21 protein-coding genes are annotated in these 26,637 nt (G+C 74.0%); 11 read left to right on the top strand and 10 right to left on the bottom strand.

Going from position 1 to position 26,637, the window contains the following annotated elements:
- Nucleotides 1-8: 8 nt before the first annotated feature.
- The 3 genes from H297_RS0130565 to H297_RS0130555 all read right to left on the bottom strand — a co-directional run bounded on the left by H297_RS0130565 (nt 9) and on the right by H297_RS0130555 (nt 2,701).
- On the bottom strand, nt 9-890 hold the full coding sequence (locus H297_RS0130565; RefSeq protein WP_027740160.1) for an LLM class flavin-dependent oxidoreductase: 882 nt from the start codon (nt 888-890) through the stop codon (nt 9-11).
- Between the two features lie 75 nt (nt 891-965).
- Entirely contained in the window at nt 966-1,205 is a 240-nt protein-coding gene (locus H297_RS0130560; RefSeq protein WP_027740159.1) for a ferredoxin, read from the bottom strand.
- Between the two features lie 41 nt (nt 1,206-1,246).
- Complete coding sequence (locus H297_RS0130555) at nt 1,247-2,701, bottom strand: aldehyde dehydrogenase (RefSeq protein WP_027740158.1); 1,455 nt, start codon at nt 2,699-2,701, stop codon at nt 1,247-1,249.
- A gap of 169 nt (nt 2,702-2,870) precedes the next feature.
- Between H297_RS0130555 and H297_RS0130550 the strand changes: the two genes are divergently transcribed.
- From H297_RS0130550 to H297_RS39270, 7 genes are all read left to right on the top strand, one after another.
- Nucleotides 2,871-3,965, top strand: a complete 1,095-nt coding sequence (locus tag H297_RS0130550) for a Strvi_7410 family MBL fold metallo-hydrolase (protein WP_027740157.1) — start codon at nt 2,871-2,873, stop codon at nt 3,963-3,965.
- 479 nt (nt 3,966-4,444) lie between these two features.
- Nucleotides 4,445-5,866, top strand: a complete 1,422-nt coding sequence (locus H297_RS0130545; protein WP_027740156.1) for an SCO2321 family membrane protein — start codon at nt 4,445-4,447, stop codon at nt 5,864-5,866.
- Nucleotides 5,863-6,624 (top strand): SCO2322 family protein, encoded by a 762-nt coding sequence (locus H297_RS0130540; RefSeq protein WP_486589732.1) that lies wholly within the window; start codon nt 5,863-5,865, stop codon nt 6,622-6,624. The genes H297_RS0130545 and H297_RS0130540 overlap by 4 nt, the downstream gene beginning before the upstream one ends.
- Before the next feature lie 15 nt (nt 6,625-6,639).
- Nucleotides 6,640-8,133, top strand: a complete 1,494-nt coding sequence (locus H297_RS0130535; RefSeq protein ID WP_027740154.1) for a CbiQ family ECF transporter T component — start codon at nt 6,640-6,642, stop codon at nt 8,131-8,133.
- Nucleotides 8,130-9,845, top strand: coding sequence for an ABC transporter ATP-binding protein (locus tag H297_RS0130530; protein ID WP_027740153.1), 1,716 nt, complete (start codon nt 8,130-8,132; stop codon nt 9,843-9,845). Before H297_RS0130535 ends, H297_RS0130530 begins: the two co-directional genes overlap by 4 nt.
- Nucleotides 9,846-10,150: 305 nt before the next feature.
- Nucleotides 10,151-11,053 carry an ECF transporter S component gene (locus H297_RS39275; RefSeq protein ID WP_078514840.1) on the top strand — a complete coding sequence of 301 codons (903 nt, stop codon included), beginning with the start codon at nt 10,151-10,153 and terminating at the stop codon, nt 11,051-11,053.
- Nucleotides 11,054-11,594: 541 nt separating this feature from the next.
- Nucleotides 11,595-12,266, top strand: a complete 672-nt coding sequence (locus tag H297_RS39270) for a TetR family transcriptional regulator (protein ID WP_078514838.1) — start codon at nt 11,595-11,597, stop codon at nt 12,264-12,266.
- A gap of 54 nt (nt 12,267-12,320) precedes the next feature.
- Here the strand turns inward: H297_RS39270 and H297_RS0130515 are convergent, their stop codons facing one another.
- The gene (locus H297_RS0130515; protein WP_027740152.1) at nt 12,321-13,490 is read right to left on the bottom strand and encodes a steroid 3-ketoacyl-CoA thiolase; all 1,170 of its coding nucleotides are present in this window, start codon (nt 13,488-13,490) and stop codon (nt 12,321-12,323) included.
- A 306-nt stretch (nt 13,491-13,796) separates the two neighbouring features.
- On the opposite strand from H297_RS0130515, the gene H297_RS0130510 reads away from it, so the two are divergent.
- Nucleotides 13,797-15,053: a cytochrome P450 gene (locus H297_RS0130510; RefSeq protein ID WP_027740151.1), complete on the top strand. Its 1,257-nt coding sequence runs from the start codon at nt 13,797-13,799 to the stop codon at nt 15,051-15,053.
- Here the strand turns inward: H297_RS0130510 and H297_RS39265 are convergent.
- On the bottom strand, nt 15,040-15,945 hold the full coding sequence (locus tag H297_RS39265) for an AraC family transcriptional regulator (RefSeq protein ID WP_051352301.1): 906 nt from the start codon (nt 15,943-15,945) through the stop codon (nt 15,040-15,042). The two genes, H297_RS0130510 and H297_RS39265, sit on opposite strands and share 14 nt — an antisense overlap.
- 96 nt (nt 15,946-16,041) lie before the next feature.
- Between H297_RS39265 and H297_RS0130500 the strand changes: the two genes are divergently transcribed.
- A complete protein-coding gene (locus tag H297_RS0130500) occupies nt 16,042-16,452 on the top strand; it encodes a DUF2000 domain-containing protein (protein ID WP_027740150.1) in 411 nt (136 codons plus the stop codon).
- Here H297_RS0130500 and H297_RS0130495 read toward each other — a convergent pair.
- On the bottom strand, nt 16,373-18,448 hold the full coding sequence (locus H297_RS0130495; RefSeq protein WP_486589731.1) for a bifunctional glycosyltransferase 87/phosphatase PAP2 family protein: 2,076 nt from the start codon (nt 18,446-18,448) through the stop codon (nt 16,373-16,375). The two genes, H297_RS0130500 and H297_RS0130495, sit on opposite strands and share 80 nt — an antisense overlap.
- 324 nt (nt 18,449-18,772) lie before the next feature.
- On the opposite strand from H297_RS0130495, the gene H297_RS0130490 reads away from it, so the two are divergent.
- On the top strand, nt 18,773-19,150 hold the full coding sequence (locus tag H297_RS0130490; RefSeq protein WP_027740148.1) for an antibiotic biosynthesis monooxygenase family protein: 378 nt from the start codon (nt 18,773-18,775) through the stop codon (nt 19,148-19,150).
- Between the two features lie 706 nt (nt 19,151-19,856).
- Here H297_RS0130490 and H297_RS0130485 read toward each other — a convergent pair.
- The 4 genes from H297_RS0130485 to H297_RS0130470 form a co-directional block, all read right to left on the bottom strand.
- Entirely contained in the window at nt 19,857-20,513 is a 657-nt protein-coding gene (locus H297_RS0130485; protein ID WP_027740147.1) for an HAD-IA family hydrolase, read from the bottom strand.
- A 261-nt stretch (nt 20,514-20,774) separates the two neighbouring features.
- The gene (locus tag H297_RS39260) at nt 20,775-21,890 is read right to left on the bottom strand and encodes a peptidoglycan-binding protein (RefSeq protein WP_158693774.1); all 1,116 of its coding nucleotides are present in this window, start codon (nt 21,888-21,890) and stop codon (nt 20,775-20,777) included.
- Between the two features lie 288 nt (nt 21,891-22,178).
- Complete coding sequence (locus H297_RS0130475) at nt 22,179-24,185, bottom strand: MDR family MFS transporter (protein ID WP_027740146.1); 2,007 nt, start codon at nt 24,183-24,185, stop codon at nt 22,179-22,181.
- A gap of 112 nt (nt 24,186-24,297) precedes the next feature.
- Nucleotides 24,298-24,882, bottom strand: a complete 585-nt coding sequence (locus H297_RS0130470) for a TMEM165/GDT1 family protein (protein WP_027740145.1) — start codon at nt 24,880-24,882, stop codon at nt 24,298-24,300.
- A 552-nt stretch (nt 24,883-25,434) separates the two neighbouring features.
- Here H297_RS0130470 and H297_RS0130465 point away from each other — a divergent pair.
- A complete protein-coding gene (locus H297_RS0130465) occupies nt 25,435-26,115 on the top strand; it encodes an HNH endonuclease family protein (protein ID WP_027740144.1) in 681 nt (226 codons plus the stop codon).
- Nucleotides 26,116-26,637 lie beyond the last annotated feature (522 nt).

Here is a 26,637-nt window from a genome sequence, read left to right as displayed (position 1 = left end):
CGCACCCGTCAGGGCAGCAGCGGTCGCACCTGCTCGGCGGCGAAGCGCACGAAGCCCTCGGGGTCGGGTTCGTCCGCGGTCGGCTGGAGGACGACGGTGTCCGCGCCCGCCTCGGCCGCCTCCCGGACGGCCTCGGCTACCGCTTCGGCGTCCCCCGCGACCCCGGGGCCCGCTTCCGGGTCGTGGCCCTCGCGCAGGCGTTCGGCGCGCAGCCGGTCCGCCGCGCCGGGGCCGACGGCGGTACCGAGGTAGTGGACGAGCTCGTGCCGTCCGGTACGGGATCCCGCCGCCCGCCCCTCGTCGACGAGCTGCCGGGCCCGGCGGACACCCTCCGGCGTCACATTGGCGTCCAGCACGGTGCCGTCCGCGCACTCACCGGTCAGCCGCAGGGAACGGGGTCCGCGCGCACCCGCGAACACCGCCGTGTCCGCCGGGTCCCGCCCCGGGGGCCAGTCCAGTGCGACGCCGTCCAGCCGCACGTACCGCCCCTGGGTGGTGACCCGCTCGCCGCGCAGCAAGGCCCGCATGGCGTCCAGGTGTTCGCGTAGCAGGGTGACGGGCGAGTCGGCGCGGGCCCCGACCTGCCCCATCCAGTCCTGCACCCCGTGGCCGAGGCCGACGGCGAAGCGGCCCGGGAAGAGGCGGCGCAGCGTGGCGGTCTCCATCGTGGTCAGTGCGACGTTGCGGAGCGGGACCGGCAGCAGCCCGACTCCGACGCGGAGCCGTTCCGTCCAGGCGAGCGCGGCAGCGGCGGTGGCGATGCCGCTTTCGAGGAAGCAGTCCTCCCACAGCCACAGCTCCTCCAGCCCCGCCTCCTCGGCGGCGCGGGCGACTGCCCGCAGTTTTTCGGGGGGCAGTTGCGGACGGAAGACAGCACCCAAAGTCGTCATACGGCCGTTCCTACCCCGGGACCGTGGCCCACGGCAACGCCGTTCCGCACGGCCCCGCCGGCCGCCGGGTCGCGGCTACTCCTCCGGCGGGAACACCGCCTCGCCCGTCCGGGCCAGGGTGATGCCGATGGCCTCGACGGGGCAGCCCTCGGCAGCCGACAGCACGTCCTCCGACGGGTCGCCCTCGGCGTGCACCGGGCGGGACTGGCGCGCGGCGTCCAGTTGGAAGGCCTCCGGGGCTCCGGCCACGCACATGCCCGAGCCGATGCACAGCTCCTTGTCGACCTCGATGTGCCAGCGGTCGGCCGCGGCCATGAGTGCTCCCTCCTGTGCTGCCCGGGTACCGGCCGGCACGGTCACGCCTGTGCGGGCAGGTGGATCATCTTGTGCTCCAGGTACTCCGCATAGCCTTCCGGCCCGAACTCGCGGCCGATGCCGGAGCTCTTGCAGCCCCCGAAGGGCCCGAGCATGTCGAGGCTGAAGGTGTTCACGGAGTAGGTGCCGGTGCGTACGCGGCGGGCGATGTCGATGCCGCGTTCGGTGTCGGCCGTCCACACGCTGCCGGACAGCCCGTAGTCGGAGTCGTCGGCGATGCGGACGGCCTCGTCGACGTCGTCGTAGGGCAGCAGGCAGATGACGGGGCCGAAGATCTCCTCGCGGGCGATCCGCATGGAGTTGTCGACCTCCCCGAAGAGCGTGGGCTCGACGTACCAGCCGGTGCGCTGGGACGCGGGCTGCCCGCCGCCCGCCAGGACCTTGGCGCCCTCCTCCTGTCCGAGGGCGATGTAGTCGAGGGAGCGGCGGCGCTGGCGCTCGGCGACCAGGGGGCCCAGCTCGGTGGCGGGGTCGAGCGGGTCGCCGACGGTCAGCCCGTCGGCGGCGGCCTTGAAACGCTCGGCGATCTCGGCGTAGTGGCTGCGCGGGGCCAGGATGCGGGTCTGGGCCACGCAGGCCTGGCCGTTGATCATCCACGCGAACGGGGTGATGCCCGCCACCGCCGCGTCCAGGTCGGCGTCCGGCAGGATGACGGCCGCCGACTTGCCGCCCAGCTCCAGCGTGACCCGGGTGAGGTTGCGGGAGGCCACCTCCATCACGCGCTTGCCCGCCGCCACCGATCCGGTGAAGGACACCTTGTCGACACCGGGGTGGCCCACCAGATACTCGCTGACCTCGCGGTCCGCCGGCAGAATCGACAGGACGCCGGGCGGCAATCCTGCCTCGTCGGCGATCTCGGCCAACAGGTAGGCGTCCAGCGGGGTTTCGGGCGAAACCTTCAGCACGGCCGAGCAGCCGGCCAGCAGCGCGGGCGCCAGTTTGGCCGCCGCGGTGAACTGCGGCACGTTCCACGGCACCACCGCGGCCACCACACCCGCCGGTTCGCGGCGCACCAGCAGCGGACCGAGAGCGCCCGCCCGGTGCTCCTCGTGGGGGAAGTCGGCCGCGGTCCTGAGCGCCGCGTCCCAGACCATCATCGCGGCGAGCGACTGCACCATCACACCCGAGGTGTACGGGGTGCCGTTCTGCGCGCTGATGAGCCGGGCGAACTCCTCGCTGCGCGCCGCGAACCCGTCCTTGATGCGGGTGACGGTCGCAAGACGCTCGGCGAGCGGAAGCCGTGACCACACGCCGGAGTCGAAGGACTCGCGGGCGGCCCGGATGGCGCGGTCCACGTCCTGGCGGGAGGCGTGCGGGACGCGGCCGATGGGTTGTTCGGTGTGCGGCGAGACCACCTCGATGGTCTCCGCACCGGCGGGGTCGGTGAACGCGCCGCCGATGTAGAGCTGCTGGTGTTCGACATACCCGACGCCCATGGCCATCCCCAACGCCCTCCCTGTGACGTCCGACACCTGCCTGACGGTGACTCAGAACTAGTACCAGTTCTAGTTCTAGGGGACAATGCCCGTGCCGGTGCTCGTCCGCCGGCCCGCCGGGACCCGCTCACCGGCCGGACCCGCACCGCATACCGGGGGAGCCGCCGCCATGACGGACACGTCGCAGGTCACCGATCCGCCGCGGGTGACAGACCACTCAGGCGGCATCTGGAGCATCCCCGTCCCCATTCCGGACAACCCGCTGGGCCACACCCTCGTGTACGTGATCGAGACGGACGCCGGTCCCGTCCTCGTCGACACCGGCTGGGACGACCCCACCTCCTGGCAGGCCCTCGTCGACGGCCTCGCCGCCTGCGGCACCTCCGTCGAGGCCCTGCACGGTGTGCTGGTCACCCACCACCACCCCGACCACCACGGCCTGTCGGCACGCGTGCGCGAGGAGTCCGGTGCGTGGATCGCCCTGCACGCCGCGGACGCCGCCGTGGTGCGCCGTACCCGCGGCACCGACAAGCGCACCTGGCTCGGCTACCTGATCGGGAAGCTGGCCGCCGCCGGGGCGCCCCAGTCGCACACCGCACCGCTGCGGGCCGCCCTCGCGGACGGCGGTGGCGGGCCCCTGCCGGGCGCGCGGGCCGCCCTGCCCGACCGGGAGATCGAGCCGAACGAGATCCTCCCGCTGCCGGGCCGCCGGCTGCGGGCCGTCTGGACGCCGGGCCACACACCGGGACACGTGTGCCTGCACCTGGAGGAGCAGCACGCGCAGGCGCAGGGAGGACCGTCCGCGGCCCACGGGACGGGCGGCGGGCGGCTGTTCTCCGGCGACCACCTGCTGCCGGGCATCAGCCCCCACATCGGCCTGTACGAGGATCCCGACAGCGCCGAGAGCACCGACCCGCTCGGTGACTACCTCGACTCCCTGGAGCGGATCGCCCGGCTGCGGCCCGCCGAGGTGCTGCCCGCGCACCAGCACGCCTTCACGGGGGCGCAGACCCGTGTCGACGAGCTCACCGCCCACCATGCGGAGCGCCTCCTGGACCTGCGTGCCCTGCTCGCCCGCCGGGAGCTCACCCCCTGGCAGCTCGCCGAGTCCATGCGCTGGAACCGCCCCTGGGCGCAGATCCCCTTCGGGTCCCGGACCATCGCCGTGGCCGAGGCCGAGGCCCATCTGCGCCGCCTGGTCAAGCTCGGCCATGCCGAGGCCGTACCCGGCAGCGACCCGGTCGCCTACCGCGCCACCGCGTGACCCACCGCCCCGCACGGGCCTGCTCACCGGCCCGCCGGGCCGGTGAGCAGGGCGGTCGAACACAGGGCCGGGGTGAGCGAACGGGGATCTGGACAGTCCGGCTACAGTGACCGACAGACGAACAACGCCTCCGACCGGGGGAAGCCGGTGTGAATCCGGCGCTGACCCGCAACCGTGAGCGGTCCGCCACACCGCCGCCGTCCGCACGCCGCCCGCGGCCTGCCGTACGCCCCCGTGCGTCGGCCGGCACCGGGCGCCGTCGGCCCGCGCCGGACATCCGTGCGGACCGCGAGCCGGAGCGCCCGGGCGGAGGTGGGCTCCCGTGGCCGACCAGGCCACCGGCACCGTCGAGGTCTACGGAGTCGAGCCCGGCGCACCGCGGTGCGGGATCGCGCGCTCGCGCGGCCCGTGTGGCGGGGCGGCCGTGCCCAGCTCCGGTCCGCTCCGTCACCGAGTCCCGTCACCGAAAGGCACCCGCCATGTCACCGCGTCGCCGCCGCGCCACGGTCCTCACCGCCGCCACCATGCTGTGCGCGGCAGCCGCACCCATGGCCTCCGCCGCCGCACCGCAGGCGGCGCCGCGGACCGTACCGCACGCCGCGTCGCAGCCCGCGTCGGCGGTCGCCGCGGGCGCGGCGAAGCCGAAGCTGCCGGCCGGGCTCTACGGCGACGCCGACCCCAAGTACGACGGCGTGTGGCGGCAGTCGATGGCCCTGCTGGCCCTGGACGGCGCCGGGGCGACGCCCGCGAAGAAGGCCGTGGACTGGCTCACCGGCCAGCAGTGCGACGACGGCTCGTTCACGGCGTACCGCGCCGAACCGGCGAAGAAGTGCGACCCGGACGCCGCGCCCTCGGACACCAACGCGACCGCTCTCGCCGTGCAGGCCCTCGCGGCCGTCGGCGGACGGGGCGAGGAGGTCCGCGAGGGGGTCGAGTGGCTGGTCTCGGTGCAGAACAAGGACGGCGGCTGGGGATTCGGACCGCACGCCCCCTCCGACGCGAACTCCACCTCGCTCGCCATCGGCGCGCTGCACGCCGCCGGCAAGGACCCGGCGAAGGCGACGGCCGAGGGCGGCGCCTCGCCGTACGACGCGCTGCTGTCCTTCCAGCTCACGTGCGGCTCCAAGGGCATCGAGGACGCCAAGGGCCGGCAGGGTGCCTTCGCCTACCAGCCGGACAAGAAGGACAGGCTCGTCCCGAACAACGACGCCACCGCCGCCGCGGCGCTCGCCGCACTGGGTGACGGCGTCCTCGTCGACCCCCCGGCCAAGGACGCCAGGAGCAAGCCCGTCACCCCCCTGAAGTGCGCCGGCGGACAGACCGGGGACGCCGGGGGCGAGGACGGCAAGGACGGCAAGGACGGCAAGGCTGCCTCGGACGGCAAGCCGGGCAAGGGCGTGCCCGGCGGCCGTAAGGAGGCCGCCAAGGCGGGCGCCGCCTACCTGGCCTCGACCCTGCACAAGAGCGGCCGGCACTTCTCCACCGTCAACCCGGGCTCGGAGAAGGAGGTGCCCGACTACGCCAACACCGCGGACGCCGTCATCGCCCTGGCCGCGAACGGCCACCGCACCGAGGCCCGCGCCTCCCTGTCGTGGCTGGCCGACAACCTCGACAAGTGGGACAAGTCCAAGAGCGACCCCGCCGCCCTCGGCGCCCTCATGCTCGCCTCCCGGGCCACCGGGGGCAGCGCCACCGAGCTCGGCGGCGCCGACCTGCTCGCCCGTCTGAACCACACCGGGCCGAAGCCCGCCGCCATGCCCGACGCCGACGGTTCGCAGTCCGCGGAGCACAAGGACGACGGCGGCACCGTGCCGGTGTGGGCGTTCATCCTGGTGGGGCTCGCCGTGGGCGCGGGCGTCGGCATCCTGCTGAGCGGCCGGCGCAAGAGGCAGCAGCTGTGAGGGCCCGCACGGAGCGGAAGCGGACCCTGCGGACCCACCCCGTGGGGGCACTCGGTGCTCCCGCCGTCCTGTTCGCGCTCTCGGCCCTGGCACCTCCCCTGCTGACGGCACCCCCGGCGCACGCCGCCGGCGAAACCGTGCGGGCCGCTGCCGGGACCGGATACCGCTACTGGTCGTTCTGGCAGCAGAAGGAGAACGGCTCGTGGGCCTACGCCACCGAGGGTCCCGCCACCCAGCGGCCCGACGACGGTGACACCCTCGGCTTCCGCTTCGCCCTGAGCGAGGACTCCCAGCAGGCCGAGAAACCGCGCGGAACGACGACGTTCGACGCCGCCTGCGAGAAGACCGCCCCGAAGGGGGGCAGCAAGCGCGTCGCCGTCCGCATCGACTTCGGCACCCGCGCCGACGCACCCGCGAGCGAGTCCAAGGCGCCGCCCGCGCCCCGCACCCGGTGCGCCCGCGTGGCCGAGAACGCCTCCGCGGCCGAAGCCCTGGCCCAGGTCGCCACCCCGCTCCGCTACAGCTCCGACTCCCTGCTGTGCGCCATCGACCACTACCCCGCCAGGGGCTGCGGCGAGCAGGCCGGGAAGGGCGGCGCGCACGACAGCACCGGCGCCGCGGACAGCGCAGACAGCGGGGACGGGAGCGGTGACGGTTCCCGCGGTATGTCGTCGGGGCTGGGGCTGACGGCAGGGGTCGCCGCCGTGGCCGTGCTGGGCGCCGCCGCGTTCTGGCAGGCGCGGCGCCGGAAGCGCTGAGAGGCGGCGTTCGGCATGAGAGCACCGCTGGCCACCCGCAGCACCGCCCTGCACCCGGGCGCCTGGTGGCTGTGGGCGCTGGGGCTGGCCACCGCCGCGTCCCGCACCACCAACCCGCTGCTGCTGGCCCTGCTGATCGTGGTGGCGGGGTACGTCGTCGCCGTACGCCGCACCGACGCCCCCTGGGCACACTCCTACGTGGCGTTCCTCAAGCTCGGCGCGGTGGTGCTCGTCATCCGTCTCGTCTTCGCGTTCTTCCTCGGCTCCCCCGTCCCGGGCAGCCGGCTGCTCGTCGAGCTGCCCGAGGTGCCGCTGCCCGAGTGGGCCCGCGGGGTGCGGATCGGGGGGAGGGTGACCGCCGAGGGGATGGTCTTCGCCCTGTACGACGGGCTGAAACTGGCGACGCTGCTCGTCTGTGTGGGCGCCGCCAACGCGCTCGCCAGCCCGACGCGGCTGCTCAAGTCGCTCCCGGGCGCGCTGTACGAGGCGGGGGTCGCGGTGGTCGTCGCGATGACGTTCGCGCCGCACCTGGTCGCGGACGTACGGCGGTTGCGGGCCGCCCGCAAGCTGCGGGGACGGGGCGACAGGGGGCTGCGCGGGGTGGTACAGGTCGGCCTGCCGGTGCTGGAGGGCGCGCTGGAGCGCTCGGTGGCGCTCGCGGCGGCCATGGACGCGCGCGGCTACGGCCGCACGGCCCGGGTACCCGCGGCCGTGCGGCGCACCACCACCGCGCTGACCCTCGGCGGGCTCCTGGGCGTGTGCGCCGGCACCTACGGTCTGCTGGCGGCGCAGGGCGCCGGGTTCGGGCTGCCCGTGCTGCTGACGGGGCTGGCGCTCGCGGTGGCGGGGCTGTGGATGGGCGGCCGGCGGGCGGCCCGCACCCGGTACCGGCCCGACCGGTGGGGGGTGCGGGCCTGGCTGGTGTCCGCGTCCGGAGCGGCCGTCGCCGCCCTCATGATCGTCGCGGCCGGTGCGCTCCCCGAGGCCCTCACCCCACCGGCCGTCCCGCTCCGGTCGCCGACGCTTCCGCTGTGGCCCGCCGCCGCCGTCCTCCTCGGGCTGCTCCCGGCCCTCGTCGCCCCCGCACCGGCCCCCGCGCGGGGAGACGGCGGCCCGCCCGGCGCCGACGCCGGGACCTCCGCAGAGCGGACCGGCACGGAGCGGACCGGCGCGGCGGGCGCCGAGCGGGCCGGTCGCACCGTCACCAGGCCGCGACCGCTCACCTCCGACACCGCCGGGCTGCCTGCCGACTCAGACGGCCTTGCGGGCTCCGGCGCCCCTGCCGACTCCGGCACTCTTCCGGGCCCCCACTCCCCCGACGGCTCCGGCAAACCCGACGGCCCTGCCGGATCCGGCGTCCCTCCCGGATCTGACGTCCTTGGCGGTGCCGTCGGCCCGCGGCATTCCGTCGGACCGGACCCTTCTTCCGTCGGCCCCGAAGGCGCCGGTGTGCGCAGGAACGCGCGAGCGCCGCGGGGCCGGAACCACGACGAGGAGCGTACGCAGTGATCACCTTCGACCGGGTCTCGGTCGTCTACGAGGACGCGGCGGCACCCGCCCTGCCGGTGGTCGACGCGCACCTCCCGGAAGGCGAACTGTGCCTGCTCATCGGCCCGAGCGGAGCAGGCAAGTCGACGCTGCTGGGCACCGTCTCCGGACTGGTACCGCACTTCACCGGCGGCACCCTGCACGGCCGGGTGACCGTCGCGGGCCGCGACACCCGTACCCACAAGCCCCGCGAACTCGCCGATCTGGTCGGCACGGTGGGACAGGACCCGCTCGCCCATTTCGTCACCGACACCGTCGAGGACGAACTCGCCTACGGCATGGAGTCCTTGGGGTTGCCGCCCGCGACGATGCGCCGCCGCGTGGAGGAGACCCTGGATCTGCTGGGCCTCAACGAGCTGCGGGACCGCCCCGTCGCGTCCCTCTCCGGCGGCCAGCAGCAGCGCGTGGCCATCGGCTCCGTGCTGACCCCGCACCCGGAGGTCCTCGTTCTCGACGAACCGACCTCCGCACTGGACCCGCCCGCCGCCGAGGAGGTGCTGGCCGTCGTCCAACGGCTGGTCCACGACCTGGGCACCACGGTGCTGATGGCCGAGCACCGGCTGGAGCGGGTGGTGCAGTACGCCGACCAGGTGCTGCTGCTGGAACCGGGCGGCACCGGACGCCTGGGCGACCCGGCCACCATGCTCGCGGCCTCCCCCGTGCGGCCGCCGGTCGTCGAGCTCGGGGACCTGGCGGGCTGGGACCCGCTGCCGCTCTCCGTGCGGGACGCCCGCCGCAGAGCGGCCGGACTCCGTGAACGCCTGGCAGCGACGGCCCCCCGCCTCACACCCGCACCCCGGGGTCCGGTGCCCCCCTCCCCACGCCAGGCGTCCGGTACGCCCGGCGCGGATTCCGGCGGGCGCCGCCTCCCCGCCGACCGTGCTGCCCGTGCTGCCCGTGCCGCCACGGCCGCCGACGGTCCGGCGCCGCTGGCCGAGATCTCACGGCTGGGGCTCGTGCGGGGCCGGGTGACGGCTCTGCGCGAGGTGGACCTGACCGTGCGGGCCGGGGAGACCGTCGCGCTGATGGGCCGCAACGGTGCGGGCAAGTCGACCCTCCTGGGCACCCTGGTGGGAATGCACCGTCCCACCACCGGCCGCGTCACCGTGGACGGCAAGGTGCCGCACCGCACCCGCCCGGCGGAGCTGCTGCGCCACGCCGGGCTCGTCCCGCAGGAGCCGCGCGACCTGCTCTACGCGGACACCGTCGCGCGGGAGTGCCGCGAGGCGGACGCGGACGCCGGTGCCGCGCCCGGCACCTGCCGGGCCCTGGTGGACCGGCTGCTGCCGGGCCTCCCGGACACCGCCCACCCCCGTGACCTGTCGGAGGGGCAGCGGCTGGCCCTCGCCCTGTCGATCATCCTGACGGCCCGGCCGCCGCTGGTGCTGCTGGACGAGCCCACCCGCGGCCTGGACTACGCGGCCAAGGCCCGGCTGGTGGCGCTTCTGCGCGAGCTGGCGGCGGAAGGCCACGCTCTTGTGCTGGCCACGCACGATGTCGAGCTGGTGGCCGAGATCGCCCACCGCGTCGTCGTCCTCGCCCAGGGGGAGCCCGTGGCCGACGGGCCGACCCACGAAATCGTGACGTCCTCCCCCGCGTACGCACCGCAGGTCTCCAAGATCCTGGCCCCGCAACCGTGGCTGACGGTCGGCCAGGTACGGGAGGCCCTGTGAAGCGGCGCCGCCCCACGGCCCCCTCGTCCCGGCGCACGCACCCCGAGGGGACCGGCCCCCAGGCGCCGGATCCGGCACACCGTGCGGCCGACCGCGGACAACGCCGGTATCCGGACCGCACGGAGCCGCCCGTGGCTGCCCGCCCGGCCGGGTCGGCCGGAGAGAGCGAAGGCCGGCGGACGACGGAGGTGCCCCCCGCAGCAGAGGCGGAGGGGGGCACCCGCTCGGCGGGGACAGCCCCCGAGGCAGGAGCAGCCCCCGAGGCGGCGGCAGCCCGTTCGGGGAGGGCGCCGCGCGGGGCGGGGGTGGTGCGGGCGATTCGGCTGGGGCCGAAGTCCGTCGCCGCGCTCGTCCTCACCAGCGCGACCGGGGTGATCGCTTTCGCCTGGCCGCTGCTGGCGGGCCGGGCCTCCGAGCTGGCCCACTCCCAGGACGCTCCCTGGCTGTTCGCCGCGCTGCTGCCCCTGCTGCTCGCCGTCGCCGTCGCCACCGTCTCCGAGGCCGGGCTGGACGCCAAGGCGGTGGCCATGCTGGGGGTACTGGCCGCCGCCGGCGCCGCGCTGCGGCCGCTGGGCGCGGGCACCGCCGGGCTCGAACCGATGTTCTTCCTCATGGTGCTGTCCGGCCGGGTCCTGGGACCCGGGTTCGGCTTCGTCCTGGGCGCGGTCTCCATGTTCGCCGGTGCGCTGCTCACGGGCGGGGTCGGTCCGTGGATGCCGTTCCAGATGCTGTCCATGGGCTGGGTGACCATGGGGGCGGGCCTGCTGCCGGGTGCGGCACGGATCCGGGGCCGACGGGAGCTGCTGCTCCTGGCCGGCTACGGAGCGGTGTCCGCCCTCTTCTACGGCGCGGTCATGAACATGCAGGGCTGGCCGTACATCGCCGGGCTCGGCTCGGGGCTCTCCTTCGTGCCGGGCGATCCACTGGGGGAGAACCTGGCCCGGTACGGTGCCTATGTGCTGGCCACTTCGCTGGGCTGGGACGTCCCCCGCGCACTGCTGACCGTCGTGCTGACCTGCACCCTGGGCAGCACCGTGCTGCGGGCGCTGCGCAGGGCCACCCGGCGCGCCGCCTTCGACGCCTCGGCGACCTTCGCGAGGCCACCCGGGCACGACGGCGGCGGCGACCTCCCGGACGGGCAACAGCCGCGCACCGCCCCGGACCCCGCCGACCGACCGGGCCTGCCGAGGGAGTCACCGGGGATGTGAGCCCCCGCGTTCCTGCCCGACCCCGACGGGCAGGAACGCGGGATCCCGAAGCGGGGCCCTGCCGCAGCGGCGGAACCCTCGCCGTTCGTGGGTGTGCGGTGCCGACGGAGCCGGTAGGCGCCGACAGGCGTGGCTGTCCCGTCGCAGATCTCCGCATGGCGCATGGCCGCGCCCGAAAGCACGCCTCGTCGCGCGCAGTTATCAGCGCACGCTGTGGCGTCGTACGTCGGCGGGTCTCGCACCGTCGCGTCTGAGGCGCGACGGTGCGGCCGTATGAGAAGTGTGTTGCGGCGCACCCGCTGAGAGGTGTCGCATGTGAGGCCCCTCGTGCGAGACCTTCCACCGACCGACGGCGGCCGGGGCTGCGCACAGCCCGGCCCCCGCCAGTTCACCTAAGCGTGCCCGGTGTGACGTGTCGCCCTCGGCCATGCTTCGGTCCCCCGTTCATTCCCCGTTACGGCCGCGAGAACGCTCGTTCTCGCTTCCGGTAGGACAGTATCGTAGAGAACAGCAGTTCTCAATACTTGGGGAGAGCGGGAGCATGTACGGCGACGAGACCATCGAGGCCCGCATCCTCAGCGCTGCGGACGCGCTCTTCTACGAGTACGGCGTGCACGCGGTGGGCATGGACCGGATCCGCGACGCGGCGGGCGTCTCGCTGAAGAAGATCTATCAGTGCTTCCCCTCCAAGGCCGTGCTGGTCGAGGCGTATCTGCGCCGCCGCGACCGGTGGGCGCGCACCGCGCTGGAGGAGCGGGTCGCCCGCCATACCGACCCGGAGTCGAGAGTGCTGGCGGTCTTCGACTGGCTCTACGACTGGGTGGACGGGCCCGACTTCCACGGCTGCGCCTTCATCAACGCATTCGGCGAACTGGGCTCCGGCTCGCAGGGCGTCGTCGAGGCGGTGCGCGACCACAAGGCGGCGGTCCGCGGCTACCTGCGCGGCCTGGCGCACGAGACCGGCACGGACGACCCGGACTGGCTGGCCTCGCAACTGTCCGTGCTGCTCGACGGGGCGATGAGCAACGCCTCCATCTGCGACTCCCCCACGCCCGCCCGGCACGCGCGCGCCGCGGCGAAGACACTGCTGCGCGAGGCCGCCGCGCCTTCGGAGGCGCCGCCGGGACCGGCGGAGACGACGCAGCCGTCCGCACCGTCCACGCCTGTTCCGCAGGAGCGGGCGAAGCCGGCGGGCGCGGCGGCGGGCGACTGAAGACCGCACAGGCGGGCCGGCAACGGCGCACCGCCATGCGGCGGGGCGCCCTGCCTACAGCCGCTGGAGGATCGTCGCCGTGGACAGTGCGCCACCCGCACACATGGTGATCAGGGCGAACTCCTTGTCGGTGCGCTCCAGTTCGTGCAGTGCGGTGGTGATCAGCCGGGCCCCCGTGGCGCCGACGGGGTGGCCGAGGGCGATGGCGCCGCCGTTGACGTTGACCTTCGTCAGGTCCTGCTCGAAGACCTGGGCCCAGGACAGGACGACGGAGGCGAAGGCCTCGTTGATCTCCACGAGGTCGATGTCCTTGAGCGACATCCCGGCCTTGCCGAGGACGGCGCGGGTGGCGTCGACGGGCCCGTCGAGGTGGAAGTGCGGGTCGGCGCCGACCAGGGCCTGGGCGACGATGCGGGCGCGGGGACGGAGTTTCAGGGCGCGGGCCATGCGCTTGGACGCCCACATCACGGCGGCGGCCCCGTCGGAGATCTGCGAGGAGTTGCCGGCGGTGTGCACGGCGTCCGGCAGTACGGGCTTGAGCCCGGCGAGCGCTTCCATGGAGGTGTCGCGGAGCCCCTCGTCGCGCTCGACGGAGCGCCACATGCCCTGCCCGGCGGCCTGCTCGTCCTCAGTGGTGGGCACCTGCACGGCGAACGTCTCGCGTTTGAAGCGCTCCTCGGCCCAGGCAGCGGCGGCGCGTTCCTGGGAGAGGAGGCCGAGGGAGTCGACGTGTTCCCGGGTGAGGCCACGGTGCCGTGCGATGCGTTCGGCGGCCTCGAACTGGTTGGGCAGGTCGACGTGCCATTCGTCGGGCCAGGGCTTGCCGGGGCCGTGCTTGGAGCCGGAGCCCAGCGGCACGCGGGACATGGCCTCGACGCCGCAGCCGATGCCGACGTCGATGACACCGGCGGCGACCATGGTGGCGACCATGTGGTTGGCCTGCTGGGAGGAGCCGCACTGGCAGTCGACGGTGGTGGCGGCGGTCTCATAGGGCAGGCCGACGGCGAGCCAGGCGTTGCGCGCGGGGTTCATGGACTGCTCACCGGCGTGGGTGACGGTGCCGCCGACGATCTGTTCGACGCAGTCGGCGTGGATGCCGGTGCGGCCGAGGAGTTCGCGGTAGGTCTCGCCCAGCAGGTAGGCGGGGTGCAGAGCGGCGAGGGCGCCGGAGCGCTTGCCGACGGGGGTGCGTACTGCTTCGACGATGACGGGTTCGGCGGCCATGAGTCGTCCTCTCCAGCCCGGCTGGCTCCCCACCAGCACCTCAAGCACATGCCGTGCAACAACTAGTACGCGTTCTAGTTCTTCGGACAGTGTGAGGAGCCCGCTCACCGCCGCGCAAGGGGTGTGCACGAGACCGGAGAGCACTGTTACCGCAAGTTCCGGCCCCGTGACCCTTGCCACTTGTAGAACCCGTTACTACCTTCAGGGCGATTCTGATGGGCCGTCAGGCACCGGCCGTGCGTCACACAGCGTCGCCGGCCGGTGTCGAAGAGTCGGTACGACCTCAGAGAGGGAGTGGAGCCGCCGATGTCCGCCTGCCCCGCGCTGCCCGACGGGTTCGACTTCACCGATCCGGACGTCTACCAGGAGCGCGTGCCGCTGCCCGAGTTCGCCCTGCTCCGGCAGGCCGCACCGGTGTGGTGGAACGCCCAGCCGCACGGCGTCGCGGGATTCGCCGACGACGGCTACTGGGCGGTGACCCGGCACGCGGACGTCAAGGAGGTCTCCACCCACCCGGAGCTGTACTCCTCCCATCTCAACACCGCCGTCATCCGCTTCGCCGACCACATGACGCGCGACCAGATCGACATCCAGAAGCTCATCATGCTCAACATGGACCCGCCCGAACACACCAGGGTGCGGCAGATCGTGCAGCGCGGCTTCACCCCGCGCGCCATCCGCGCCCTGGAGGACGCCCTGCGTCAGCGGGCCACCCGCATCGTGCGCGGCGCCAAGGAGGAGGGCAGCGGCGACTTCGTCACCGACATCGCCGTCGAACTCCCCCTCCAGGCCATCGCCGAACTCATCGGCGTCCCCCAGCAGGACCGCTCCCGCATCTTCGACTGGTCCAACAAGATGGTCGCCTACGACGATCCCGAGTACGCCATCACGCAGGAGGTGGGCACCCAGTCGGCGGCCGAGCTCATCTCGTACGCGATGACGATGGCCGAGGACCGCAAGGGGTGCCCCGCGCACTACGCCGCGGGCAGCGCCGACATCGTCAGCCGGCTCGTGGCGGCCGAAGGGGAGGGCAACCTGAGCTCGGACGAGTTCGGGTTCTTCGTCATCCTGCTGGCCGTGGCGGGCAACGAGACGACCCGCAACGCCATCAGCCACGGCATGCACGCCTTCCTCACCCACCCCGACCAGTGGGAACTCTTCAAGCGGGAGCGGCCCGCCACCGCCGCCGAGGAGATCGTGCGCTGGGCCACGCCCGTGGTCTCCTTCCAGCGGACCGCCACCCAGGACACCGAGTTGGGCGGCCGGAAGATCGCCGCGGGGCAGCGGGTCGGGCTCTTCTACTCCTCCGCCAACAACGACCCGGCCGTCTTCGACAACCCCCACCGCTTCGACATCACCCGCGACCCCAACCCGCACCTCGGGTTCGGCGGCGGAGGCCCCCACTTCTGTCTGGGCAAGAGCCTCGCCGTCCTGGAGATCAACCTGATCTTCCAGGCCATCGCCGACCTCGTCCCCGACATCGCCCTCGACGGGCCCCCGCCGCGCCGGCTGCGGTCCGCCTGGATCAACGGCATCAAGGAGCTGCGGGTCAGCTACGGATGAGCAGCGGCGAAGGTGCCGACGTCCCCGGCCCGCCCCGCGCGTACGCGCCCGGGGTGAGGCCGTAGCAGCGGACGAACCAGCGGTGCAGATGAGCCTGGTCGGCGAAGCCGCAGGCCGCCGCCGCCTCGGCCGCCGTGGCACCGTCCGCCAGCATCCGCCGTGCGGCCCTCAGCCGCACCTGCCGCTGGAAGTCGCTGGGCGGCATGCCCAGTTCAGTACGGAAGGCACGGTAGAGGGCGAAGCGGCTGCATCCGGCCGTGCGCGCCACCTGGGCCGCCGGGATCTCCTCCGCCCAGCGCTCCTCCAGCAGGTGACGAGCCCGGCGTACGGCATCGGAACCGGCGGGCCGGGGCACGGTCCGCGCCGGGCTGCGGGCGCCCCGGCGCACCATGGCCAGCACGGTCTCCGTCAACCGCTCGTCCCGCACCAGGGCGCTCGCGGCCGCGCCGCCCGCCACCGCGGCGTGCAGCCGCACCAGCGCACGCCGCAGCACCGGGTCCTCGCGCACCGGCTGAGGGAACAGCGGCATGGGGGCGTCACGACCGGCCGCGTCGGTGAGCACGGAGCGCACGAGATCGGGACCCAGGTGGACGATGCGGTACGTGAAGCCCGCCTCGGCCGCCGACTCGCCGTCGTGCGGATCGTCCGGATTGAAGGCCATCACCATGCCCGCGCCGCTGGTGTGACGGTCACCGCGGCAGTGGAAGCGCTGCGCACCTGTCTCGGTGACGGCGAAGGAGTAGGCGTCATGGCTGTGCCGGTGGAAGACGTGACCGGTGAAGTGGGCGCGCATGGCCTCCAGCGGCTGGCCGGGGTCCCGCCAGTAGCGCACCCAGTCACCCGCTGCACCCGCCGCACCGGCGACTGTTTCGTGATGCGCGCACCCGGCCATGGGGCCCAGTCTGCCAGCGCCCGGACCCCGCAGCGGGCCGCCCCCCGCGCACCAGCGTTCAAGACGTGCCGAGGGGCGCCGGAGCAGGCTGGCGGCATGCGTTTCGACACGAAGATCGCCGTGATCGTCCGGGAGGACCTGGCGGACTGGCAGAAGCTCAACGTCACCGCTTTCCTGGCCAGCGGCATCGCACACGCCTCCGACGAGGTGATGGGCGAGCCCTATCTGGACGGTTCGGACAACCGCTACCTCTCCCTGCTGCGGGAGCCCGTGCTGTGCTTCGCCGCGGACACGGAGGGGCTCGCCACCACGCACCGGCGCGCCCTTGCCCGCGGACTGTCCATCGCCGTCTACACCGACGAGATGTTCGCCACGGGCAACGACGCCGACAACCGCGCCGCCGTCCGTGCCGTCGAGGCGGACAAGCTCACTCTCGCCGGGCTGGCTCTGTACGGTCCGCGGAACGCGGTGGACCGGACGGTGAAGGGTCTGAAACTGCACCGGTGACCGCGGCCCGGCTCGCAGGCCGGGGCCCGGGCACCGCCACGGGCTCCTCCGCCCCGGCCTGTGGGAGCGGCTCCGCGGCGGCGCCGCGGCCCTCCCGCAGGCGGGCCGCCCACCGCTGGGCGGCGAAACCCACCACCACGGCCAGGACACCGCCGACCGCGTCCAGCAGGTAGTGGTTGGCGGTGGCCATCACCACGAACGCCGTCATCAGCGGGTAGAGCGCCCCCAGCGCCCGCAGCCAGACGTTCCGCGTCATCATGAAGACGATCACCGCGCACCACAGCGACCAGCCCACGTGCAACGACGGCATCGCCGCGTACTGGTTGGACAGCGAGGTCAGTGCGCCGAAGTCGGGGTCGGACAGGTTCTGCGGGCCGTGCGCGGTGTCGATGTAGCCGAGTCCCGGCATCAGCCGGGGCGGCGCGAGCGGGTAGAGCCAGAAGCCGACCAGCCCCAGCACGGTGGTGCAGCCCAGCGCCGTGCGCGCCCCCCGGTAGCGGGGCACCCGGCGCACGTACAGCCAGGCCAGCAGGGCGATGGGCACCAGGAAGTGGAACGTGGAGTAGTAGAAGTCGCCCACGTCGCGCAGCCACGGGGTGCGCGCGGCCAGCCTGTTGAGGCTGTGCTCGATGTCCAGGTGCAGGAAGGTCTCGGCGTCCAGGATCTGGTGCCCGTGACCCTCGGCCAGGGAGCGGGAGTCCGGGGCGTGGCCGCGGACCCACGAGTACGCCCAGTACCAGACACGGATCAGCAGCAGTTCCAGCATCAGGTTGGGCCGGCTGCGGGCCCCCATGGGCTCGGGGGCGTCCCATACGGGCGAGTCGCGGCGCAGGAAGGGGATGGCGCAGGCCGCCAGCAGCGCGGCGCACAGCACCGCGTTCTCGCCGAACATCCCGAACACCGCGATCTTCGGCACCAGGGCGCTGCCGTCCAGCGTCATGACCATCGCCACGAACACCGGCCACACCAGCCGGTCCCCGGTGCGCCTGCCCACCCGGCCTGCCACGGCCAGCAGCACCCACAGCTGCTGGTGCTGCCAGGCGACGGGCGAGGCCACCACCGCCGCACAGCCCACGACGGCGGCGGCCAGCAGCGGCTGGCCGTCCTGCGCGTAGCGGACCGCGCGCCGCAGCGCCAGCCAGGCCACAGCGGCCACCAGCAGCACCAGCAGCACCACTTCGGCCGGGCCGCGCAGCCCGGCTCGCAGCAGGGCACCGTGCAGCGACTGGTTGGCGGTCGCGTCGGCCGGATCGCCCAGGCCCACGCCGGCGACGTGGTGGATCCAGTACGCCCACGAGTCGTGCGGCAGCGCCACCCAGGTGGCGAGCGTGCACAGCAGGAACGTCCCCGTGCCGGTGACCGCGGCCTGCCGTCGCCCGGTGAGCCACAGCAGCGGCAGGAACAGCACGGTGGCGGGTTGCAGCGCGCACGCCACGCCGATCAGGGCGCCACCCGTCCGCGCCCCCAGCAGACCCGCCGCCCGCCCTGCACCGGCCCCTTCGGCCCCCTCGGTCGCTCGGGGGTGCTCCGGCTCCCCCCGCGCACCGCCCAGCAGCCAGCCGACCAGCACGAGCAGCACCGGCAGCACGCTGGTCTGGCCGAGATGGAAGGTGTTGCGTATGGGAATCGAGAGCGCCAGCAGGCTGAGCGCGGCCGGTACGGCGCACAGCGCGGTACGCCGCGGGAGGGGGCCGGGCAGCGCCCGGGCAGCCAGCACCCCGACAGCGGCGACCAGCAGCAGCGTCCCGAACGTCCACACGAGACCGAGACTCTGCTCGGCGGCGCGGCTGAGCGGCTTGAGAACCAGGCCCGCGAAGGGCGTCCCGGTGAACGGGTCGTCCCCGTCGTAGAGCGAACCGCGCGCCCGCAGCACACCGTTGTCGCCGAGCCAGGCGAACAGGTCGACGAACCGCTTCTCCTGCGGAAGCCGCAGCACCGCGGCGACCTGACGCGCTGCCAGGGCCAGGGCGAGCACCCACAGCCCTGCCAGGGCCACGCCCGAGCGGGAGCCCCATCCGGCCCCTCGCCCGCCTGGCCGCCGCCCGGACCCGCCCCCGTCCACGGTCCATTTCCCGCCGCGGTCCCGCCCCTTGGGGCCCTCCGCCACCGATTCCGCCGCCACGCCCCGCCGTCTCCGTTCTGTGCTCCGGCCGCCTGGTCGGCCGGCCCCCTGGGTCAGACGTCAGAAACCTACTCGCTACCTGACAGCCGTGTCCGGTTGGTTGTCCAGAGCAGGACAAGCCGTTCGCCCGGCCGGTGGGAGGGGGCCCGGCCCTGCGGCGCGTGATGTCCCGTGGAGGGCGTGAGGGAGGATGGGCCCATGAGCATCGTCAAGATCAACGCCCTGACCGTGCCGGCCGAACAGCGCGAGGTGCTGGAGCAGCGCTTCGGTGCCCGTAAGGGCTTCGTGGAGAGCGCCGACGGCTTCGAGTGGTTCGAACTGCTGCGCCCGGTGGAGGGCACCGACCGCTACCTGGTCTACACCCGCTGGCGCGACGAGGAGTCCTTCCAGGCCTGGATGAACGGGCCCATGAAGGAGGCGCACCAGCGCACGAAGGGCGACGACAGCGAGGACCCGGCGGGCGGTGCGGAAGGCGGCCACTCCGGTACGGCCGCCGCCGACCGCCCCAAGCCCGCCGCCACCGACTCGGAGACCTGGTCCTTCGAGGTCGTCCAGCAGGCCCCGCCGAAGAAGTGACCCCGGCCCGTCCGCCGGCGCACGCCCCTCGGCGCAGCGCGCGCCGGCGACGGCACCAGGTCGGTACGGTGCCCAGCCCCCGGTGACGCCCGGGCCGCGCCATCCGGCCCGCGCCGTCCGGGCCTCGCACGCCACCCCCGGGTTGCGCCACCGACATGGTCGCGGCCGGGCCGCGGCCGGTACCCGGCGGAGACGGGGCCGACGGCTGCTGCGGCGGATCGCGGCGGTGCGGGTGCGCCGCAGTGCCGCGCCGCGACGGCCCGAAGCCGCAGTGATTGCGGCCCGCACCGGTGCGGCGGCGCCGCAGTGCCGCGCACGGTGACGTGAGGCGGCAGCTTCAGGCAGCGATGGCGCCGGTCCGCCCCAGCCGGGCCGCACCGGTGCGGCGGTGCCGCAGCGCCGAGCACCGTGACGCCGACGGCCGCGCTGTCAGGCAGCGGCAGCAAGGACCCGGTCAACCACAGTGCCGAGCGCAGCGGCGCGAAAGCCCCCGTGCCTCGGGCCCGCAGCAGCGCGAAACCACCGGTGCCTCGCGCCCACGGCAGCGCACCCCCAGTGCCTTCGGCCGACAGCGGCGCAGAAGCCCCCGTGCCTCCCGCCCGCATTGTGCGGAAGTCGCAGTGGTGTCAGGCCGCAGCAGCACGAAACCGCAGTCGTGCCCGGCCGCAGCGGCGCGGAGTCGCAGTGATTGCGGCCCGCGCAGGTGTCAGATCGTGGTGACGCGGAGCCAACCGTCGGGGAGGGGCTCGACGCGCAGGTGGTCCAGGTCAGGGACGTGGAGGGCGGGGCCGTGGGCGGCCGCTCGCGCCCCGACGCCGACCACGGGCATACCGGCCGCGCGGCCTGCGGCGATTCCAGCGGCGGAGTCCTCCAGGACGACGCACTCGGCAGCGGGGAAGCCCAGCTCCGCGGCGCCCTTGAGGAAGCCTTCCGGGTCCGGCTTGCTGGCGCTGACATCGGCGGCGGTGATGCGCAGTTCGGGCATCACCAGCCCGGCGGCCGCCATCCGTGCCGCCGCCAGAGCGGGGGACGCGGAGGTGACCAGGGCGTGCGGGAGGTCCTGGATCGCCGCCAGGAAGGCGGGCGCCCCGGCGACGGGCACGATGCCCTCGGTGTCGGCGGTCTCCTGGGCGAGCAGGGCGCTGTTCTCGGCCAGGTTGCGCTCCATGGGCCGGTCCGGGAGGAGCGTGGCCATCGTCAGGTGGCCCTGGCGGCCGTGGGCCACGCGCAGGACCTCCTCGGGGTCGAGGCCCTTCTCGACGGCCCAGCCCCGCCAGACGCGGGCGACCACGGCGTCGGAGTCGACGAGCGTGCCGTCCATGTCGAGCAGCAGCCCGCGAACGGTGATCGGGGTTGTCTGCATGCGGGGCTCCCTGGGCTCGGGCGCGAGCGGTCACCGCGTACGGCCGTACCGGCGAAGAGGACAGATGGCCCGCCCGCCGGGTCAGGGACGCCCCTGTCAGGTGAGGAGGGGCACGGGCGGGACCATTTGTTCCTCCATCATACAAACCGCGGGCCCGCACCGGCCACCCCACCGTCCGCACCGCTTCACCGTCCGCACCGCTTCGACGGTGTCGACGGCCCTCCGCCCCGCGCGGGGCGGAGGGCCGTGCGGGGCGGCGCGTCAGCCCGAGGTGCGGGCCTCCAGGTGGCGGCGGGTGACGGGGCCGTAGTCACCCGGTGCGTCGCCCTGGAGGTGGTAGTGCGTCTGGTAGCGGAAGACGCCCTCCTGGACGCTGCTGGAGTAGACGCCGTCCTCCTCCGCGTCCCCGTCGTAGTACCCCGCCTGCTGCAACCGGCGTTGCAGCTCGGCGACCTCGGGGCCCGAGTCGCCGGGGCGCAGCGTGGGCTGCGCAGACCTGTCGGGCCGCACCGGGTGCCGGCGGTCGCCGCTGTGGCGCTGCCCGTCGTCGGCCTCGCCCGGATCTCCGGGCGAGGTCTCCTCCGTGTCCGGCCGGGACGACGAGGGCGGGGCGGTGTGCTCCCCACCGCCCCGGTCGGCGCGGGGCGGGGCCGACATGCTGGTACGGGGCGGGGCGGGGTCCGACGGCTCGCTCGGCTGCCGGGGTGCCCGGCTGCCGGAGGGCGAGGCCGTCGGCAGCGCGTGCGTGGGTGCGTCGGTGGGCAGGTGACGCAGCGTGCGGCCGCCCTCGGTGCTGCGGCCCTCGTCGGTCAGAAGCTGGGTCGTCAGCAGGCCCGCCCCCAAGACGGCTGCCACGCCGACGCCCGCGAGGACCGCCGTGCCGGGTCGGCGGCGCCGACCGCCGCCGGCTCGGCGGTGCACCGCACCGGCGGAGGCACCGGCCCGCCGCCGGCCGCGGCTGCCGGACCGTTTGTCCGTGCCGGTGACAGCGGGTAGTTCGGCTGTCTCCTCCGCCCCCTGGGCGGCGAACGGCGACAGGTCGGGCAGCGGCGCGGAACCGTCCGCCTCCGCGTCGGGCCGGGTGACCCGTGGTGGCTCGTAGAGAGGTTCCCCTCCCGCGGCCCCGTCCGCCGAGGCACCCGCTCCCGGGTCGCCTGACAGCGAGGACGTCTCCGGTGAAGGCGCGGGGGCGCCGGTCTCCTGGAGGCGTACGTAGGGCCGTATGTGCAGCGGGTCCTCGGGTTCCCCCGCCGACCCGTCGACCCCGTAGGTCCCGTCGACCCCGTAAGCCCCATCAGCCCCGTCGGCCGCATCGGACCCGGCACCGTGGGCGCCGTCCCTCTCCATCCGTCCCCCCTCGTTCGGACCTCTCGTCACGAGCCCTCCCCTGGCCCCGCCAGGCCCTGCACGGCACCGCGGGCGCGCCCGCATCGCCGGTGGCTGTCCAGTGCCGGACCCTACGCGGTCCGGGTCGGTCCGGGTCAAGCACCCAGGAAATCCGACAGACGGTGACAGAAGGAGAAAGATCACACCCGCGCGGCGTACGGAACGCCTGATACCGCGCCCGGGAAGGTGCCGCGCTGCCCGCCGCTCCGCAGACGACCGCCCGGAGGTGGTCGGTGCAGGTGTGCGGCGTACGGCAGGTCCTGCCGGGACGGCACGGCGCTACGCGGCCCGGGGCGGCTGCGAGGTGCCGCCCGACTCGGCGTTCAGTTGCCGTACCAGCTCGGTCAGGTCCGCGGGGCGGTCCGCGGTCCACCAGTCGCCGAGCAGCTCGGCGAGGTGCTGCTGCCGGGCGTCGGCCAGCTCCCGTGCCGCCTGCTCGCCCCGCGGTGTGGCGACCAGTTCCAGGCCCGACCGGGTCGCCAGCCCCCGCTCCTCCAGCTCCCTGGCCCCGTCCACGACCACCCGGCGGGGTGCCGCGCCGGCGTCCTCCAGCAGCGCGGGTTCCACCGGCCCGTTGTGCTGGACCCGCAGCAGCAGCCAGGCGGCGGCCGGCGACAGTTCGAGCCCGGCCGTCCGGGCGATCCGCGCGTACAGGTCGCGCCGGCCCTCGATGGTGCCGAGCCGGGAGAGGGCGCGGGTGACCTCGTCGGCGGAGCTGCGTTCGACGGGGCAGGCGCCCAGCGTCTCGCTCTCGTCGGGGACCTGCACGCTGCGGCGGAGCTTCTGCTCGCGCAGCAGCCAGGTCAGCAGGAAGGCGAGGGCGGCCAGCGGGGAGGCGTAGAGGAAGACGTCCGTGATGGAGGAGGAGTAGGCGCCGAGCACCCCGCGCCGGGCGTCGGCCGGAAGCCTGCCGATGGACTGCGGGTCGTGCTTGAGCGAGTCCGCCGAGACCCCGGCGGGCAGCGGACGGCCGCGCAGGACGTCGGCGAGTTTCCCACCGAGCCGGGAGGCGAAGAGCGCGCCGAAGACGGCGACGCCGACCGAGGCGCCGACGGACCGGAAGAACGTGACCCCGGAGGTGGCCACGCCCAGGTCCGCGTACTGGACGGCGTTCTGCGCGACCAGCACCAGGACCTGGAGCACCAGTCCGAGGCCGAGTCCGAAGACGGCGAAGCAGGCGCCCATCTCCCACTGCGAGCTGTCCGGTGTCATCCGGTGCAGCAGCAGCATGCCGACGGTGGTGACGGCCGTGCCCAGCACCGGGAAGATCTTCCAGTGCCCGGTGTGGGTGATCAGTTGGCCCGACAGCGTGGAGGAGACCAGCACACCCAGCACCATCGGCAGCATGTGGACGCCCGACATGGTCGGCGAGATCCCGTGCACCACCTGGAGGAAGGTGGGCAGGTAGGTCATGCAGCCGAACATCGCGAAGCCGACGACGAAGCTGATCGCCGCGCAGAGGGAGAAGTTCCGCACGGCGAAGATGCTGGGCGGCAGCACCGGTTCGGCCGCCCGCCGCTCGACGGCGACGAAGCAGCCCAGCAGCACGGCGGCCAGCACGGACAGGCCCAGGACCTGGGCGGAGCCCCACGGCCACGAGGTGCCGCCCAGCGAGGTGACCAGGACCACGCAGGTGGCGACGGCCGCGATCAGGAAGGTGCCGAGGTAGTCGATGGTGTGCGGGTGCCGGCTGACGGGCAGGTGCAGCGCCAGCGCGATCACCACCAGGGCGACCGCGCCGATGGGCAGGTTGATGTAGAAGACCCAGCGCCAGTCCAACTGCTCGGTGAAGAACCCGCCCAGCAGCGGTCCCAGCACGCTGGTCGTCCCGAACACGGCACCGAACAGGCCCTGGTAGCGGCCGCGCTCGCGAGGTGGCACCAGGTCGCCGACGATCGCCATCGACAGGGTGATCAGTCCGCCTCCGCCGAGGCCCTGCACGGCGCGGTAGCCGATCAGCTGCGGCATGTCCTGCGCGGCACCGCACAGCGCGGAGCCCACCAGGAAGATCACGACAGCCGTCTGGAACAGCCGCTTGCGGCCGTACTGGTCGCCGAGCTTGCCCCACAGCGGGGTGGCCGCGGTGACCGCCAGCAGGTAGGCGGTCACCACCCACGACAGGTGTTCCATCCCGCCGAGGTCGCTGACGATGGTGGGCAGCGCGGTGGCGACGATCGTCTGGTCGAGGGCCGCCAGGAGCAGGCCGAGCAGGAGCGCGCCGATCGGCAGCAGCACCCCGCCCGTGCGGGGAGCTGCCTCCGGCGCCGCCGCGTGTTCCCCGCTCATACGTCCACGGTGCCCCGCCGCCCGGGGCGGGGCCCGTGGTCCGCCGCCGTTGGAGGGACCGGGCGAGGGGCCGGTCGCGGGCCCGACGGCGGGGCCGCGTACCCGCGGAGCGTCAGGGCGCGATCGCCTCGTACAGGCTGAAGGCCGCCAGCGCCAGCATCAGCAGGGCCGCGACCCGGGTGACGGTCCGCAGCGGGATGTACCTCATCAGGGTGCGGCCGCCCAGGATGCCCAGCGCGGCGACCGCCCACAGGGCGAGTACGGCGCCGAGGCCGACCGAGAGGGGGTCGTCGTAGCGGGCGGCGAGGTTCGCCGTCATGATCTGCGTCAGGTCGCCGAACTCGGCGACGAGGATCAGCATGAAGCCGCTGCCGGCGACCTTCCAGAACGACTGGTCGGCAGGCTTGCGGGCCTGCTCCTCCTCGTCGTCGTCCTTCTTGAGCAGCAGCACGGCCGCGCCGATCAGGAACAGCACGCCCACCAGCCCCTGCACGAGCCGGTGCGGCAGCAGGGTGAGCACGCTGCCGGCGGCGACAGCGAGTACGACGTGGACGAGGAAGGCGGCGGCCACCCCCGCGAAGACGTACGACGCGCGGTAGCGGGTGCCGAGCATCAGCCCGGCCAGGGCCGTCTTGTCCGGCAGCTCGGCGAGGAAGACGACGCCGAAGACGACGGCGGCGACGGTGAGGCTGAGCACGGGGGTCCTCCGTGGTCGGGCTGCCGCACCAGCGCGAGCACACACTTCGGCACGGCAGCGTCATGGGATGCCCGCGCACGGGTGCACGGGACGGACACTGCGGCCGAAGGTCTCGCTGGCGCGGCGGCCGCCGTGCAACGGCGGACACCCCGCTCCGGGCGCCGGGCCCGCGCGCGGCGGGCCAGTATGTCGACGGTCCGGCGAAGAGCTACTCCCCTTCAGACGCGTACGAGGGTACGCGATGCCCTCGTACGCGCACGAGCGGCGCCCGGCGTGCCGTACGCCACGTCACGATGCCACCGCGGCGGGACGGGCGGGGTCCCCCGGGGCCGGTGAGGTGAGAGAGGGGGACCCGTGGGGCCGATCGGGGGGTCGCAGGGGGCTCGTGGGTGGCCAACTCCCCCATTCCGTACGTCGCGTGGGTGTATCGCGTGTGGCTGCCGGGTCTTTCCCGGGCAGGCTCTTGATGTGACGTGCACACGACCGTCACGCTGTGCACCGCACCACACCGGCACGGCAGCACAACTTCCCCCCACAGCAAGAGGAGTTCGGATGCCGCACACGTACCGCACGACCCGCCGCAGCTACGCGCGTCGACGCTGGTCGGCCCTCCTCGCCGCATTCGCGGCGGCCGTCTCGGCGCTCCTGGTCGCCTTCACCCTCGGCGCCTCACCGGCCGCCGCGGAGCCCCCCACCCCGCCCAGCGCGGCCGAGGCCACCACCATGCTGGACAACCTCACCGAGGCGGACGAGGGTTCCATGGACGGCTACTCGCGCGAGAAATTCCCGCACTGGATCGACCAGGGCGACAGCTGCAACACCCGTGAGGCCGTGCTCAAACGGGACGGCGAGGGCGTCGAGACGGGCAGCGACTGCTACCCGACCAAGGGTTCGTGGACCAGCCCCTACGACGGCGAGACCTGGACGAAACCGGCCGACCTGGACATCGACCACGTCGTCCCGCTCGCCGAGGCATGGCGCTCCGGTGCTGCCGACTGGTCGCAGGACAAGCGCCAGGAACTGGCCAACAACCTGAAGATCTCTCAACTCCTCGCCGTCACCGACAATGTGAACCAGGAGAAGAGCGACCAGGACCCGGCCGAATGGATGCCGCCCGCCGACGGCTACCACTGCGAGTACGCCCGCATGTGGATCTGGGTCAAGGACACCTACGGCATGACCGCCGACGCCCCCGAAAAGGCCGCCCTGAAAAAGGCCCTGGCCACCTGCTGACCGGTCCCGGCGGGCCGCTGGGACCGGAACCCGGCCGCTGCACGGGCGCGGTGACCGGCCCGCCGTCGCTGCACGAACACGGTGACCGGCCCGCCGTCGCTGCACAGGCGCGACAGCCACCGGACGGCGGGGCGACGGGCGCGACCACGGTGACCGGCCCGACCGGGCCCGCTCTTCGCCAGCCGGACCGACACGGGCCCGACAGCCCGTCGGCTGGCTGGCTGCTGGCTGCTGGTCGCTGGTCGCTGGCTGCTGGCTGCTGGCTGCTGGCTGCTGGCTGCTGGCTGCTGGCTGGGCGAGCGTCGCGGCCGATCCCTGCCGGGACCACCGGGGGCCCGCCCGGCTTCCGTCCCGGAGCCTGCGGGACGGCGGCCGGGTGGCCGAGGATGCCGGGCGATATGCCGCCGACATGCGGCCTGGGCGGCCGGGAAGCCGCCCGACAGACGACAAACCGCAGAACACCGACCAAACGACTGCGGACATCCAGCCGATGCGGAACGGGCCCGGGGCCACCCAACCCCG

This window comes from Streptomyces sp. CNT360 (assembly GCF_000424785.1).
This window is presented reverse-complemented; position numbering and strand designations above follow the sequence as displayed.